This is a genomic window from Micromonospora sp. WMMA1947, from assembly GCF_027497355.1.
In the GTDB taxonomy this organism is placed as follows: Bacteria; Actinomycetota; Actinomycetes; order Mycobacteriales; family Micromonosporaceae; genus Micromonospora.
Genome location: NZ_CP114909.1, coordinates 151,964 through 166,120 on the forward strand (window position 1 = coordinate 151,964; position 14,157 = coordinate 166,120).

The following is a 14,157-nucleotide window of genomic DNA, read 5'->3' on the forward strand; positions in this document are numbered from 1 at the left end:
CGTGCGGATCAATCCTCACCACTTCCGACACCGCGTCCCGCTCGCCCTGCTGGTCTGCGCCGGCGTCATCGTGACCGGCGTACCCGCCAACGCCGAGCCGGCCGCACCGGCGACCGGGAGCCGGCAAGTGGCCCAGCTCGCCGCCGACACCAGCCCGCCCACCCGGCCGACCGGCCTGCGCCGCACCCGGCTGACCTGCCAGTCCGTCACGCTCGCCTGGTACGCCTCCCGGGACAACGTCGGCGTCGCCTTCTACGACATCTACCACGACGGCCAGCTCGTCACCTCGGTCTCGGGACGGACGCTGACCGCCACGCTCAGCGTCGTGCAGGGTGTCACCTGGGGCTGGTACGTCAATGCCCGCGACGCCGCCGGCAATGTCTCGCAGGCCAGCTCCACGCTCTCGGTCACCCCGCCGTTCTGCCAGCAGGACACGTCGCCGCCCAGCACGCCGACCGACCTGGCCGCGACGGTGAACGGCACGGCCGTGACCCTCACCTGGTCGGCCTCCACCGACAACGTCGCGGTCACCGGCTACACGATCCTGCGCAACGGTACGGCGGTCGGCTCCACCACCGGCACCGCCAGCAACCCGCCGGCGACCACGTTCACCGACACCGGGCTGACGCCCGACACCGACTACCGGTACACGGTGACCGCCCGCGACGCCCAGGGCAACGTCTCGGGGGCGAGCGTCGCGGTCACCGCGCACACCGGCTCGGGCTGCACGAACCCGGTCTGCGGCGCCACGACGGTCACCACCGAGAAGGACCTGCCCTGGGGCCTGGTGCAACTGCCCGACGGCACTGTCCTCTACGGCCGGCGCGACCTGTTCGACATCGTCGCCATGAACCCGGACGGCACCAACAAACGCAGCATCGGCACCGTGCCGAACGTGGCAGGCACCAGCGGCGAGGGCGGCGTGCTCGGGCTGGCCGTCTCGGCCACCTTCACCACCGACCGCTGGCTGTACATCTACCACACCACCACGACCGACAACCGGATCGTGCGCATCCGCTACGACGGCACGCTGCAAACCGACACCAGGCAGGTGCTCGTCACCGGAATCCCGCGCAACAAGTACCACAACGGCGGCCGGCTGCGTTTCGGCCCCGACGGCAAGCTCTACGCCGCCACCGGCGACGGACAGGACCCGGACGTGGCCCAGGACACCAGCAACCTGGGCGGCAAGGTGCTGCGGCTCAACCCCGACGGCACCGTGCCGGCGGACAACCCCTTCGGCAACTACGTGTGGAGCTACGGCCACCGCAACCCGCAGGGACTCGCCTTCGACTCCCAGGGCCGGCTCTTCGAGCAGGAGTTCGGCAACAACGTCATGGACGAGACCAACATCATCGTCAAGGGCGGCAACTACGGCTGGCCCGCCTGCGAGGGCACCTCCGGCGACTGCGCCAACCCGAACTTCCGGGCCCCGATCCGCACGTACCCGGTGGCCGAGGCCTCGTGCAGCGGCATCGCGATCGTCCGGGACGTGCTCTACATCGCCTGCCTGCGCGGCAACCGGATGTACCGTGCGGAGATCAGCGGCAACACGCTCACCAACGTCCAGCAGTACTTCGTCGGGACGTACTTCCGGCTGCGTACCGTCGAACCGACCCTCGACGGCAACCTGTGGCTGACCACGAGCACCGGCGGGGACAAGGACAGCACCCCGAACAACAGCAACGAGAAGATCCTCAAGGTGACCCTCGGCGGGGCGGCGTCCGGCCCCACGAGCTGAGGGCGGGCCGGGGATCCGGCACCGCCAACCGTCGGAGGGTGCCCGCGTCGCGCGGGCACCCTCCGAGCGGTCCGGGCCGATACTGCAACGGACCGCCGCCGGAGTGTCGACGAGGCGGCAGGTCAGGTGACGCCGATGTTCAGGTAGAAGTGGCCGAGCTTGAGCGACAGAGAGGCGCCTCCGAAGTGGTGAATGACCAGGGCCAACAGGATTACGATCAAGATGCAGACGACGAGCCAGATCAGGGACCACACGAACCTTGGGATCCCGTAGCGACCGACGCGAGCCATCAGGCTCGCCCCCTCGGCGTTGGCGCTGCAGCAGGCGCCGCCACGCATGGCCTTGTCGGCTGTTGATAACTGCGCCCGACGCTAGCGGACGTCTCCATACCCCCTCCTTCATCGAGGTGTCCGCGAAACTTCCCTACCGAGGCTCGCGTCAAACTGGGGGCGGAGCAGCTGACCATCGGCCCGGCCGGGGCCTGCCAGATCCGGTACCCGGCTGGCAGCCGCCGACCGGACACCCCTGGCTTGGCATCCCGCGCGTGGGCGAGGTCTCACGCCGAACGGGCGGCGCTACGCCTGAGGGGTCCAAGCCTGATACGGCCAGGTGCCGGCGGCACGAGCCCGGTCCACCAGTTCGGGCGCCCGGGTGGTGACCTCGATGGCGAGCTGTCCTGCATACCCGGCCATCGCTTCCGGGTACGTCCGCAAGGCAACCAGCAGTCGCCCAACCGCGCTGAGACGTTCGACGGCGATTCGCCAGTCCTGACGGTCGACGGCGAGGGCGGCGGTGAGCAGCAGTGTGTTCGCATACTCCCAGGCTGCGCGCTGGTCCAGCACGGCCAGCTCATGACGGATAGCGTAGGCATGTTCGGCCAAGGGCGCCGCGGTCGCTGTCTGCTGGCGTTCGAGCATCGCGGCGGCGAGATTGTGCAGCGCCGTGCCGAGGATTCGACGCAACCTTGGGTAGGCCGCGTCCGCGTCCGCGCAGCGGTCGATGACCTCGGACAGCAGCATGATCTGGTCTTCGTCACGTCCGGTGGCTTCCGCGACCACGGCGGCGTCGACCATGTGAGTGACCGCGTCGGCCAGCGCCTCCCGCTCGGTGGCGGTCCCGCGTAGCAGGCCCTCGTGCCGCCGGACGGCAACGACCACGGACAGCCAGGCAAGGTCCCAGGCGTCGTCGCAGTGGCCGATCCGGTGCCGGAGCATCGCCCGCTGGTAGAGGGCCGCGGACCAGAGGCGCCGGACGTCCCGCCGGGCCGGGTCCGACGTCGCCCCGTCGTACAGGCTCAACTCGTCGGCGAGCTCGGCGAGGACGCGGTCGGCCTCAATGATCTGATCTGCGTCGGCCAGAGAGATCCCTTGATCGAGCCGGGAGGCACAATCGGCGATCACCGACGGGTCAGCGGGCGGGCGGTTGCCGGGTGCACGGCCGGTCACCCGCGACTCCGCCGCCAGCCGAGCCGCGAACCCGCCGGCGGTAACGCCGGATGGTGCGGGCTGGGCCAGCAGGTCCAGGTAGGAGCGGCGGATCCGCCATGCGCCCGAGTCGGGCACCACCAGGTTTTCCGGCGCGGCTTGTCGCAGCTGCGCCAGCGACGCCTCGATCCGCTCTAGTCGCTTCTGCGCTCCGGAGCCCTGGAACATCTGTTCCAGTGAGTACTGTTCGGTCAGCGCCACCCGCATCAGGTCCGGCCGCCCCAGACTGCTGGCGACCCGTGCGAAGATTCCAAGGGCATCCGCCAGGTCGATCACGGCGGCCGCCTCGCCCGTGTCGCGGGCGAGCCCACGCTGCAGGTCGACCATCTCTGCGGCCAACGGTCCCAGGACGGAGGGGTCCGTCTGGAGTCTCAGGGTGACCAGCCCAGTCAGTGCCGCGGTCCGAGCGCGGCGGGCGTCGAGGCCGTCGGCGGGCCGGGGCGCGACCAACCGCCACATCCGCTCGACGGCATCGCGCCCGCGATCGACGAGCCCGATGCCGACCAGGATCTGGCCCGCCTGCACGGTGCGGACCACGGCGTCGGCATGCCAGTCCGGATCGGAGAGCAGATCGCCGGCGAGCGCGATGACCTCCTCGGCCTGTCCCCGCAGCTCAGTGACGTCACCGCCATCGGCGAGCCGTTCCTGAGAGAGGTTCAGAGTGGCGCGGCCCAGAGCGTGCAGCAGACGCCCCGGATCGCCCAGACCACGGGCAGCGGCAACCGCCCGCTCAACGGCCGCCCGGGTGTCCGGGCCGAGACCGGCCCGCGCGGTGATCTCGTCGGCGGCGCTGAGCAGGCGGTCGACCTCGGCAGGCTCGCTCATCACACCTCCAGTGCTGGACGACGAGTTGCCGTGACCAGCTGCGTGGCCGCACTGAGCACCGCGAGCAGCAGTCGACCGATCATGAAACCCGAGGCGCCGCCCGCCCCGGCGAGGCACGCCCCGTGCAACAGCCGCGAGCCAGCACGTCGCGATCCGCTCTCATCCACCAGTGACGTGACACGCCGTGAGGGCATGTCGCACTTCTACCAGGAGCCAGAGGAAAGAAGAAGAAGGTCGATACGGTCTCGCGGATGCCATGAAGTTCTGCGAAGACGCAGATATAACGACATTCGACGCAACCGGCTGCTCGCGGTCACTGCTGCCGGAGCATCTGCAACCGACCCCGCAGACGGGGCGTGCATCGAGCGTCACACCGGGGCCTGGGCGAGGTCTCGGCGGGCTCGAACGGCCCGGGGCCAGGTCCATGCGGCGCGCAGGATGTAGGCCAGGAGCAGCAGCTCGAGCCCGATGGAGAAGCCGTAGAAGTAGAGGTAGCTCCAGGACTCGCCGTCCGCGTTGTACACCGTGACGGGGATGTAGAGCGTTGCCACGACGAGGTTGGTGGCGCGGTTGACGCGGACGGGGAGTGTCGTGGAGAGCAGGATCATGAGGATCGGGACGGCCATGAGTGTGAGCGCGAGGGCGACGAAGGTCGGGCCGGTGTCGAACTCGTGCACGGTGCCGGCCAGGATGTCGTTGATGAAGCCGGGCTTGTACAGGGCGAGGTAGTCGACGTAGATGTAGAGGAACATGAAGCTGGCCCAGGCCGCGGCACGCTTCGCCTGGACCGGGATGCGCGCCTCCTGGAGCGCACCGGCTGGTCTGTCGGTTCTGGTCATCACGTCTCCGGTTTGCTGGCGTCAGCCGGGTCGGCTCACTCGATGTCTCCACCATGACCAGCGCCGGCGGGCGCCACATCCGCTTGCGGGCTCGGGCTGTCCTGGCCCCGGGCCCGGGACACTCGCCGTACTTTCGGCTGATCCGCCCGAGGGGCGGCCCCCTTACGTTCTGCGGAAAGGGGGGAAGCATGCTTGCTGGGATCTGGGCTGAGCCTCGCCCCTCACGTCCGCCGGTGCGGGTGTGGCGGGACTGGGCGCTGTCCTCGGCTCTTGTCGTGATCTCGGTCGTCGAGATGCTGCTGCGCGACGACAGGGCATGGGCGCCGCTGCTGGTCGGTGTCAGCGTCGTGGTCGCCGCCTGCCTGCTGTATCGACGCACGCGACCGCTGGCCGCGGTAACCGTTGCCTTCGGAACCGTTCTCCTCTTCGACCTCGCGAGGATCGCAGTAATCGACGCCACCGGCCTGCTGGGCATCGCAGGGCTGCTCGTGTTGCCCTACGCCCTGCTGCGCTGGGGGGCAGGTCGCGAGGCTGCCCTCGGACTCGGCGTCATCCTCGTCTGGCTACCCGTCACCCTCGTCGCGGAGCAGACCTCACCCGCGGAGAAGGTCGCCGGTTACGGCTTCTTCCTGTGCTCGGCCGCGCTCGGAGCGGCGGTGCGCTACCGCGCCAGAAGCCACGACCGCGACGTCGAGCAGGTCCGGCTCCACCAGCGCAACGAACTCGCCCGCGAGCTGCACGACACGGTCGGCCATCACGTCTCGGCCATCGCCGTCCAGGCACAGGCAGGTCGCGCGCTGGCCGCCGCAGATCCGGAGCGCGCGCTGGCCACCCTGGTGACCATCGAGGAAGAGGCGTCCCGGACGCTCAGGGAGATGCGAGCCCTCGTGGGCGTGCTGCGCGACGGTACGGACGCCGATCTCGCCCCTCGGCGAGGAGTGCTGGACATCGAACGACTCGCTCGTCCCGGCGGCGAGGTGCTGGGCGTCCGCGTGCAGGTCTCCGGTGACGCCGAGGCCGTCGAGCCGGCAGTCGGCACCGCCCTCTACCTGATCGCCGCCGAGGCGGTCACCAACGCGACCCGCCACGCCCGCGGCGCCACCGGAGTCACCGTCGACGTCACCGCATCCCGCGACCAGGTGCACCTGCGGGTGCACGATGACGGCGAGGCGACCACAACCAGTTCCCCGCACGCCGGCTACGGGCTGCGCGGCATGGCCGAGCGGGCGAGCCTGCTCGGCGGCACCCTCCGGGCGGGACCTGCCCCGGACGGCGGCTGGAGCGTCGACGTCTCGCTTCCTCGGAAAGCGCGCACGTCATGACCATCCGCGTGCTGGTCGCTGACGACCAGGACATCGTCAGGGCAGGGCTCTGCATGATCCTGGACGCCCAACCGGGCATCGCCGTCGTCGGCGACGCCGACGACGGCCGCCGGGCGATCTCCATGGCCCGTGCGCTGCGTCCCGATGTGTGCCTGCTGGACATCCGCATGCCCGAGGTCGACGGGATCGAAGCCACCCGCCGGCTCGCCGGGGCCGACGTCGCCGATCCGCTGGCCGTCGTCGTCATCACCACCTTCGACCTCGACGAGTACGTCTACGGGGCGCTCAGGGCAGGCGCCCGAGGCTTCCTCCTCAAGGACGCCGGCGCCGAGATGCTCACCCAGGCCGTCCGTGCCGCCGCCCGCGGCGACGCCCTGATCGCACCGAGCATCACCGCGAGGCTCCTGTCCTCCTTCGCGAACAGCCGCTCGCGCTCGGTGCCACCTGAGCCTGTCGAGCCGCTGACCGCTCGCGAGGAACAGGTCCTGCTGGCTGCCGCTCGCGGGCGGACCAACAGCGAGATCGGCGATGAGCTGTCCATCAGCCTCAGCACCGTCAAGACCCACATCGCCGCCCTGATGCGCAAGCTCAACGCCCGCAACCGCGTCGAGATCGTGATGTGGGCCTACGAGACACGCCGCGTCGGCACCTGATCGGCGCCCGCAGGCTCGGGTCGCGGAAACCAACGCCGACCGCTTCGGTGTGAGCTGTCGGCGAGACGGCCGGGTCAGGCTCGATGCGAGGTCAGAGGGCCTGGTGTGGCTCGTCCCGACCGGGCTCGGCTCGCACGCTTGCGGTACTTCACTGCTGCACTACCGGCATGAGGTGGCCGGTTTCCCTGGTCCAGCCGAGGAAGCGGCGGTGCAGCACGCCGGCCGGCGTCCAGGGCATGTCCTCGGTGGCCTGAACGAGGTAGGCGCCGAGGTAGAGGGCCAGCGACACCGGCGCATCCATGAACTCCGCCCGCAGCTCCCGCTTCCGGGTCGGGCAGGGCCAGGGCAGGTCGCAGCCGCCGCAGCTCCAGACCGGCATGACCGGGCCGTGGGTGGTCACCGCACACCCTCCAGGAACCGCGCGGTGATCGCCCGCGCCTGCCTGTCAACGCCGGCTGAACTTTGACCCCTCTGTTCCGGCCGAATGTTGACCCCCTCGCTGGTTGTTGATGTTCAGTCGTTGGTCTTGGTTGCTGCGGGGACGCGGCCGAGGTCGCGGTCTTTGAGGCGGTAGCTGTCGCCCTTCATCGAGATGACCTCGGCGTGGTGGACGAGGCGGTCGATCATGGCCGCGGCGACGACATCGTCGCCGAACACTTCGCCCCAGCGGCCGAAGGGCTTGTTGCTGGTGACGATCAGCGAGGCTCGTTCGTAGCGGTTGGAGACGAGCTGGAAGAACAGGTTCGCGGCTTCGGCTTCGAAGGGGATGTAGCCGACCTCGTCGACGATCAGCAGCGGGATCCGGCCGAGTTTGACCAGTTCGTCCTGCAGCCGGCCGGCATGGTGGGCGTCAGCCAGGCGAGACACCCACTGGGCGGCGGTGGCGAACGCGACCCGGTGCCCGGCCTGGCAGGCCCGGATCCCGAGGCCGATGGACAGGTGGGTTTTGCCGGTGCCGGGCGGGCCCAGGAAGACGACGTTCTCTCGGCCGGTGATGAAGTCGAGGGTTCCCAGATGGGCGATGGTCTCCCGCTTCAACGACCGTTGGTGGTCGAAGTCGAACTCCTCCAGGCTCTTGCGGGCCGGGAACCTGGCTGCCCGGATGCGTCCTTCTCCGCCGTGGGCTTCGCGGGCGGCGACCTCGCGTTGCAGGCAGGCGGCGAGGAACTCCTCATGCGTCCACGACTCTGCCCGGGCCCGCTCCGCCAGGCGTTCCACCGACGCGGCCAGGGACGGCGCCTTCAGGGCACGGGTGAGGAACGCGATCTCGGATGCGACGTTGCGGCTGGTCTTGGCGGCCATCACGCAGCCACCTCGTCCAGGCCGAACATCCGGTCGTAGTCGCTCAACGGCCGGCGTTCGACCTGGGCGTCGACGGCGGCCGTCGGGGTGCGTTGGGCGGCGATGCGCAGATCGGCGGCGGCTTGCCGGTGTGCGAGGTCGGTGATGCTCTGATGCTTGGCCCAGCAACGGTCGTGCCGGGCCACCGGTCGGCCGTCGCAGAGCACCGTCACGTGGTCGCAGTCGGCGGTGACCTCGACCCGCCGGCCGACCACTGACGGGTGCACCGAGTAGTCGTTGCCGTCCAAGCGGACGTAGTGATCGCGGGGCAGCCGGGTGGCCTGCCGCCACCCGACCACCGGCGCGACCGGCGGCAGCGGCAGCATCACCTGCCGGTCGGCGTCCCACCGCTCCGCCGGGCGGCAGCCCAGCATCCGGTGCTGGCGGTTGTTCGCCCGCACCAACCACTCGGTGAGCTGAGCGTTGAAGTCGCCGGGTGAGGCGAAGCGGCGTCCGGGCAGGAACGACGTCTCCAGATAGCCGTTGGCCCGTTCGACCAGGCCCTTCGATTCGGGGTCCGCCGGCCGGCACTGGATCACCTTGATGCCGAGGGTGCCGCGGAAGGCGTTCATCGCCTCGGTCAGCTGCGGCCTGCCGGCCCGCCACTGCCCGACGGCGGACTCGTTGTCCCACACCAACGCCTTGGGCACCCGCCCCCAGCCGGAGATCAGCGTCCAGTGTCCGACCAGCAGGTCCGGCGACTGCCGCGACGGGATCATCACCGCAGACAGCCACCGCGAATACCCCGACACCATCACCAGCACCGGCGGCCGACCGACCTGCCCGAAGCCCAACGGCACGTCCGCCGGCGGGAACCACAGATCACACTGCGCCAGCTCACCCGGCAGATACTCCGTCCGCTGGGCCGGATCCGGCCGGCGGAACAACGGCCGCAGCTGCTGCACCCGATCAGAGAACACCGTCTTGCCGCGAGTCCACCCGACCCGCTCCATGATCACCGTCGTCGGCATATCCGGGAACTCCGCCAACAACGCCCTGATCTGCGGCTCGACCGCGTCCACGATCGAACCCTTCGCCGCCCGCTGATAACGAGGCGGCTCATGACTGGCCAAGGCCTTGCGCACCGTGTTCCGCGATACCCCCAGCCGACGACAGATCGCCTTGATCGCCATCCGCTCCGCCCGGTGCAACCGACGGATCTCCGCCCAGTCCTCCACGCTCAGCACCTCCCGATGCTTCCGGAAGGGGTCAAAATTCAGCCGGAACCACGGGGTCAGTTTTCAGGCGGAGCCGACACTGCCGGCTGGTCGCCCATTCCACCTGCCAACAGGGGTACGGAGTCAGCCGCGCCCACCACAGTCGGCAGCCCGCACACATGCCGTCGAGCCCTCGAATGTGTACCGCGAGGATCGACTGCTCCTGCTCGCTGGTCACTGCTCACCCTCCGACGGCCAGTGGCCACGATTGATCGGTATCCGGTGCCGGGCGCGGCAGGGAAGGTCGGACCCACAGCGGCAGATGCGCCGCCAGAGCCGCCACGACCACACCGGCCGGTGCCTGCGGGCAAGAGTCAGCGCGGTGGCGGAAAGGTATTCGTCATACGAGACGCGCCGCACGGACCCTCCCTCGGGTTCTGAGGGGGACGCGGCGACCAGGCGATACCGCACCTCTCTCCGCATCCCGTAAGCAGGAAGCTACGGTGGGTCGCGGAGCGGAATGGGTAAGGTTCCTACCCCTAGATCAGGAGAGGAGCCCGACCTTGACCGCTAGGTCACGGGCGTCCTCACGGGTGGAGCGTGGGCCGTCGAGCAGGTCCAACGTGATCTGGCGGGCGTACCCGTTGAAGCGGATCGTCTCAGGGGCCGACTCGTACGCCTTCCGCAGCGTCGTCACGGCCGCTTCCTTGTCGTCCTTGCCGTAGTGCGCCCGCGCCACCTCGATGAGATGGCGTGCCCGGCGCGGCCTCGACGGAATGGCCGCCGAGTCGTGGCGACGCGCCTGCCGCACCGCCTCACCGGACTTCTGCAACTCCACCGCCACGGTCACCGCGTGGGCGCCCATGATGACCCGCGAGAACGACGTCTGCGGCTGATAGAAACCCTCCGGCAGACGCTGCGCCACCCGGTCCGCCCGATCCCAGTACCGCCACGCCCGGCCTTCCTCGCCAGCGCGAGCGGCGGTGTAGGCGGCCTCGAAGTTGAGCGCGCCCCACAACGCCAGCAGGTTCGTGCCCGCGTCAGCCGCCCTCGGCTCCAGAGCCGACAGGACGTCGTGCGTTACCGCTATGGCGGTGTCCCAGTCCCCGGCGTCCCGATGCACCTGGCACAGGAACCATGCCGCGAGGGCCACCGCTTCCGGATCACCGGAATCCAGCGCCGCCACCATCGCCCGGTCCGCGACCCGCCACAACAACTCGGCAGCCGGTTGGTACGCAAGGAACATCTGTGTCAGCCCGAACGTCTCCGCCAACAGCGACTGCGCCCGCCGACGGTCAGCACCCTCGTACACCAACGCGGCGCGCTGCACGTCGTGCAGGAGTCTCGGCAGCAATCCGCCCAGCACCGTCCGGTGATCGGACGCCTGATGGCGGGCCCGCCACGCCACCGCAAGCCGCTCACGCAAACCGGCCAGCGACTCCGGCTCGGCGTCGTCGGCGAGCACGACGCGGTTCACGGCGTCCCGCACCGACGCCAGCGCCGGATGCTCGGGCCCGTTCACCACAGCGGACCGGTCGCTCAGCTCGCCGGCCAGGGCAGACACATCGACCTTGAGCGCACGCGCGATGCGATCGAGCATGTGGATGCGCGGAGGCAAGATCCGATCGGTCTCCACCGCCTTGACCCACTCGGCGCTCCGACCAACCAACCCACCGAGCACCGCCCGAGTCTTCCCGGACCGCTCCCGGTAGACCTTCAACCGCTGCCCGAAGGTCAACTCCGGCAAGGAATCCATCCCGAACCTCCTCAGAGCGCGGGATGAGGCCACCGGGCCTCTGGCCGCCGTGGCACCAACGCTACCGACCTGCTTGCGGCCGCATAACCCCGAACACACCGGAATGCTGTCCGGCGCCATCGCGCTGACTCAGACCGGCCGATCCGGATTCGGGCCAAGGCGAGCGGTTCCACGCTCGAACTGGGTGGAGCACTTCGGTATGAACGCGGTTGCGAGGCACCGTTGGGGTCCTCGGATGCCGTTCTACCTTGTACAGCCAAGCTCCCCTGCTGTCCTGTGCGTCTTCTGTCGGTCGATGCTGTTGCTCTTTGGCTGCCTCCTGGCTGCCTCAATCCGCCGTCTGCCACTTGGCGGCGCCAGCCATCGCCCCCCTGACACTCTCCCTCAGCCCACCCGCCTAGCGACCCGGCTACGCCGGCCACGAGCACCTCATCTTAGAAGGTGCATCCCTCATCGCCACGCACGGATGACCTGGCTCTTGTTCGCGTCAGGGCAACGCCGCGACGCTGCGCCTACCCGAGCTTCGGTGCCATCCGCTGTTACCGCAGGATCCGGGAATGGATCGGGCATGAGTGCTTGTCCTACAACATTCGGGTGTTACCGCCCGCCTCTACGGCTCGATCGATTTCGCCGGGCCGCCACTGCTCCTCCCATCGACGCAGCTATTTGTGCTCGGACTTTCAACGTCCTCTTGACTTGTGGATGATTGGCGCCAATGATCCGCCTTTGCCGATTCAAAACATTGTCGATCATGATGCGCGCCTGCATGACTCTTTTCGACTCGGCAAGGGTAATCGCGAGGCTGCGCATTAGGAGTAGCGTTTCTGGGTGGTCATCACCCTGCACGCGCCGAAAGCGGGCAAGAACGTCTTCTTTCATTACCCGGGCTTGGGCGTACTCACGAAGGCTATGCAACGTTTCGGCGACGCTCATCGCTGCACGCAGCGTCGCCGGGTGATCATCGCCACGGACACGCCGAGAGCGGGCAAGGACATCCTCTTTCATTGCGCGGGCGAGAGCGTACTCCTGAAGGTTATGCAAGGTGCTGGCGACGCTTAACGCTGCACGCAGTGTGTCCGGATGATCATCGCCGACCACCCGCCGAGAGCGGGCAAGGGCGTCTTCTTTCATGGCTCGGGCCTGAGCGTACTCACCAAGTTCGTGCAAAGTATCGGCGAAGCTCACCGCTGCACGTAGGGTATCCGGGTGATCATCGCCGAGCACACGACGGCAGCGGGCCAGGGCGTCCTCGGAGAGAGCCAGATCTTGGGCGTACTCACCATGGGCAAATAGGGCGCCGGCGAGGCTCATCGCTGCGCGTAGGGTATCCGGATGATCATCGCCGAGCACACGGCGGTAGCGGGCGTGGGTGTCGTGTGAAACAGCCAGGTCTTGGGCGTATTCACCAAGGGCATTCAAACTGACGCCATAGTCGTGTGATGCGCGCAGGGTTTGGGGATGATCGTCGCCGAGCACACGTCGACATCGGGCAAGCGTGTCGACAATCATGGGGTGCGCTTGGTGAATATTGCCGAGAACATGGATGGCATGGGCGTGCTCAGCTGCGGCCTTCAGCGTATGGAGATCGTCAGGTCCGAGCCGCTCGTGCCAGTGTCGGTGCAGCCGTTCTGCAAGAAGCAGGGCTGGCTGGTGCTCACCACGCCGGAGCAGGTATAGCATTAGCTGACAGGCGGCTTCCCGAAGTTGGTCCATGGTAGTAGTTGTCGGGTCGATGGCGATGATGTGTGGGGCAAGGGTTGACCAAAGTGGCCAGGATGCTGGGTCGTTTGTGTCGTTGGGCACCGCTGCGGCGAGCACCGTGGCAACTTGGCCGCGGATCAGAGTTAGGTGGCGATCGTCGATTCGGTCGCGGACCACGGCCTGGATCAGCCGGTGAATCTGTATTCCGTCATGGCTGGTGCCGGCTAGGCCGTGCTCGCCTATTGTCTTAACGACGTTGTAGAACGCAAGTCGGTTCCTGCCGACGCTGGCCAGTGGCTCCGGCAACAGGGCCAGGGACCGGGTGAACAGGTTCAACGGGATCGGTTCGGGGGCCAGAACCGAGCAGAGATTGAGCATCTGTGCCGCGGCGGGATGCTCCTGGGCAAGTCGATCGGTGGACAGACGGATGCTCGCCGCAAGCGAGGTAGGATAATTGCCTGGCTTGCCACCGTCAAGAATTTCGGAGGTGTGATGGGCAAGAAGATTTAGGTACTCCTCCGTTGACATGCCTGTTTCAGTCATAACCGTGGCTGCTTGGGCAACCGCTAATGGCAAATCACCTAGCGCCTCCGCCAATCGATCAGCGCCGTCGTCGGGAAGGCGGGGTATGCGGCGCTGGAGCAGCAGGAGGGACTCGGCTCGCTCGAAGAGGTTCACCTCAACCGGCGCGGCGATCTCGTCCCAACCCGGGTGACGCGATGTGATAATGAGGTGTCCGCCACGTGGGGGAAACCATGGAGCCAACGTGTTGGGATCCTCCGCGTTGTCGAAGATCAGCAGCCATCGTTGATTGGCTTGTATCGCAGCGTGCAGTGCCTGTACCGCCGCCGGCGTGGTGACATCTGCTCCCACCAGCCCTGACGCCAACGCCAGTTGCGCTAAATGTCCACCAATCAGCTCGTCGTTCTCTGCCGCTACCAGCCATAGGACGTCGTACTCACCGGCGAACCGAAAGGCGTATTCAATGGCCAGCTGTGTCTTGCCGACCCCGCCCATACGATCATGTGACCGAGTGACAACCCGGCCATGCTCGATCAATAACTGCCTAACCTGCCCTAAGGCCACTTCTCGGCCGACGAACCCTGGATTCCGCATGGCCAGATTGGACACCACGGTCGGCTGTGATGTCCCAGGACACTCTTCACCAGATGGACGCCCACCTTCCTGAGGTCCGGCAAGTCGGCTATCCGTGTTAACTACAACCTGGACGCCGTGACCTTGGACGACTTGTCGGCTGCTTTCGTGCCCCATAACGTCCTGTCGGACCTGCCCTGGGATCAAGGTACATCTCCCATTCGGTCATCCACGCTGAGAGGC

General features: G+C 68.0%; 12 protein-coding genes. 3 read left to right on the forward strand and 9 right to left on the reverse strand.

Features of this window, described 5'->3' with window-relative positions; translation table 11 throughout:
• Position 1: 1 nt before the first annotated feature.
• Positions 2-1,741 (forward strand): PQQ-dependent sugar dehydrogenase, encoded by a 1,740-nt coding sequence (locus O7604_RS00745; RefSeq protein ID WP_281578560.1) that lies wholly within the window; start codon positions 2-4, stop codon positions 1,739-1,741.
• A 122-nt stretch (positions 1,742-1,863) separates the two neighbouring features.
• Here the strand turns inward: O7604_RS00745 and O7604_RS00750 are convergent, their stop codons facing one another.
• The 3 genes from O7604_RS00750 to O7604_RS00760 all read right to left on the reverse strand — a co-directional run bounded on the left by O7604_RS00750 (position 1,864) and on the right by O7604_RS00760 (position 4,889).
• Positions 1,864-2,079, reverse strand: a complete 216-nt coding sequence (locus O7604_RS00750; RefSeq protein WP_194800743.1) for a hypothetical protein — start codon at positions 2,077-2,079, stop codon at positions 1,864-1,866.
• Between the two features lie 237 nt (positions 2,080-2,316).
• Positions 2,317-4,050 carry a hypothetical protein gene (locus tag O7604_RS00755; protein WP_281578561.1) on the reverse strand — a complete coding sequence of 578 codons (1,734 nt, stop codon included), beginning with the start codon at positions 4,048-4,050 and terminating at the stop codon, positions 2,317-2,319.
• A 368-nt stretch (positions 4,051-4,418) separates the two neighbouring features.
• On the reverse strand, positions 4,419-4,889 hold the full coding sequence (locus O7604_RS00760) for a DUF6326 family protein (protein WP_281578562.1): 471 nt from the start codon (positions 4,887-4,889) through the stop codon (positions 4,419-4,421).
• A gap of 275 nt (positions 4,890-5,164) precedes the next feature.
• Here O7604_RS00760 and O7604_RS00765 point away from each other — a divergent pair, with 275 nt between their 5' ends.
• Together O7604_RS00765 and O7604_RS00770 are read left to right on the forward strand one after the other, a co-directional pair.
• Complete coding sequence (locus tag O7604_RS00765; protein ID WP_281578563.1) at positions 5,165-6,211, forward strand: histidine kinase; 1,047 nt, start codon at positions 5,165-5,167, stop codon at positions 6,209-6,211.
• A complete protein-coding gene (locus O7604_RS00770; RefSeq protein WP_281578564.1) occupies positions 6,208-6,864 on the forward strand; it encodes a response regulator transcription factor in 657 nt (218 codons plus the stop codon). The genes O7604_RS00765 and O7604_RS00770 overlap by 4 nt, the downstream gene beginning before the upstream one ends.
• Before the next feature lie 148 nt (positions 6,865-7,012).
• Here the strand turns inward: O7604_RS00770 and O7604_RS00775 are convergent, their stop codons facing one another.
• The 6 genes from O7604_RS00775 to fxsT form a co-directional block, all read right to left on the reverse strand.
• On the reverse strand, positions 7,013-7,264 hold the full coding sequence (locus tag O7604_RS00775) for a hypothetical protein (protein ID WP_348650998.1): 252 nt from the start codon (positions 7,262-7,264) through the stop codon (positions 7,013-7,015).
• Positions 7,265-7,377: 113 nt separating this feature from the next.
• Positions 7,378-8,166, reverse strand: a complete 789-nt coding sequence (gene istB / locus O7604_RS00780; protein WP_242796383.1) for an IS21-like element helper ATPase IstB — start codon at positions 8,164-8,166, stop codon at positions 7,378-7,380.
• On the reverse strand, positions 8,166-9,392 hold the full coding sequence (gene istA, locus O7604_RS00785; RefSeq protein ID WP_269704654.1) for an IS21 family transposase: 1,227 nt from the start codon (positions 9,390-9,392) through the stop codon (positions 8,166-8,168). Before istA ends, istB begins: the two co-directional genes overlap by 1 nt.
• Positions 9,393-9,414: 22 nt before the next feature.
• Positions 9,415-9,600: a hypothetical protein gene (locus O7604_RS00790; protein ID WP_281578565.1), complete on the reverse strand. Its 186-nt coding sequence runs from the start codon at positions 9,598-9,600 to the stop codon at positions 9,415-9,417.
• A gap of 306 nt (positions 9,601-9,906) precedes the next feature.
• The gene (locus tag O7604_RS00795) at positions 9,907-11,118 is read right to left on the reverse strand and encodes a helix-turn-helix transcriptional regulator (protein WP_281578566.1); all 1,212 of its coding nucleotides are present in this window, start codon (positions 11,116-11,118) and stop codon (positions 9,907-9,909) included.
• Between the two features lie 597 nt (positions 11,119-11,715).
• Complete coding sequence (fxsT, locus tag O7604_RS00800; protein ID WP_281578567.1) at positions 11,716-13,950, reverse strand: FxSxx-COOH system tetratricopeptide repeat protein; 2,235 nt, start codon at positions 13,948-13,950, stop codon at positions 11,716-11,718.
• Positions 13,951-14,157 lie beyond the last annotated feature (207 nt).

Bases quoted from the DNA above. Each gene is read 5' to 3' on its own strand.
- O7604_RS00760 (WP_281578562.1), bottom strand. From the start codon at position 4,889: ATGACCAGAACCGACAGACCAGCCGGTGCGCTCCAGGAGGCGCGCATC.
- O7604_RS00770 (WP_281578564.1), top strand. From the start codon at position 6,208: ATGACCATCCGCGTGCTGGTCGCTGACGACCAGGACATCGTCAGGGCA.
- istB (WP_242796383.1), bottom strand. From the start codon at position 8,166: ATGGCCGCCAAGACCAGCCGCAACGTCGCATCCGAGATCGCGTTCCTC.
- O7604_RS00755 (WP_281578561.1), bottom strand. From the start codon at position 4,050: ATGAGCGAGCCTGCCGAGGTCGACCGCCTGCTCAGCGCCGCCGACGAG.
- O7604_RS00795 (WP_281578566.1), bottom strand. From the start codon at position 11,118: ATGGATTCCTTGCCGGAGTTGACCTTCGGGCAGCGGTTGAAGGTCTAC.
- O7604_RS00750 (WP_194800743.1), bottom strand. From the start codon at position 2,079: ATGCGTGGCGGCGCCTGCTGCAGCGCCAACGCCGAGGGGGCGAGCCTG.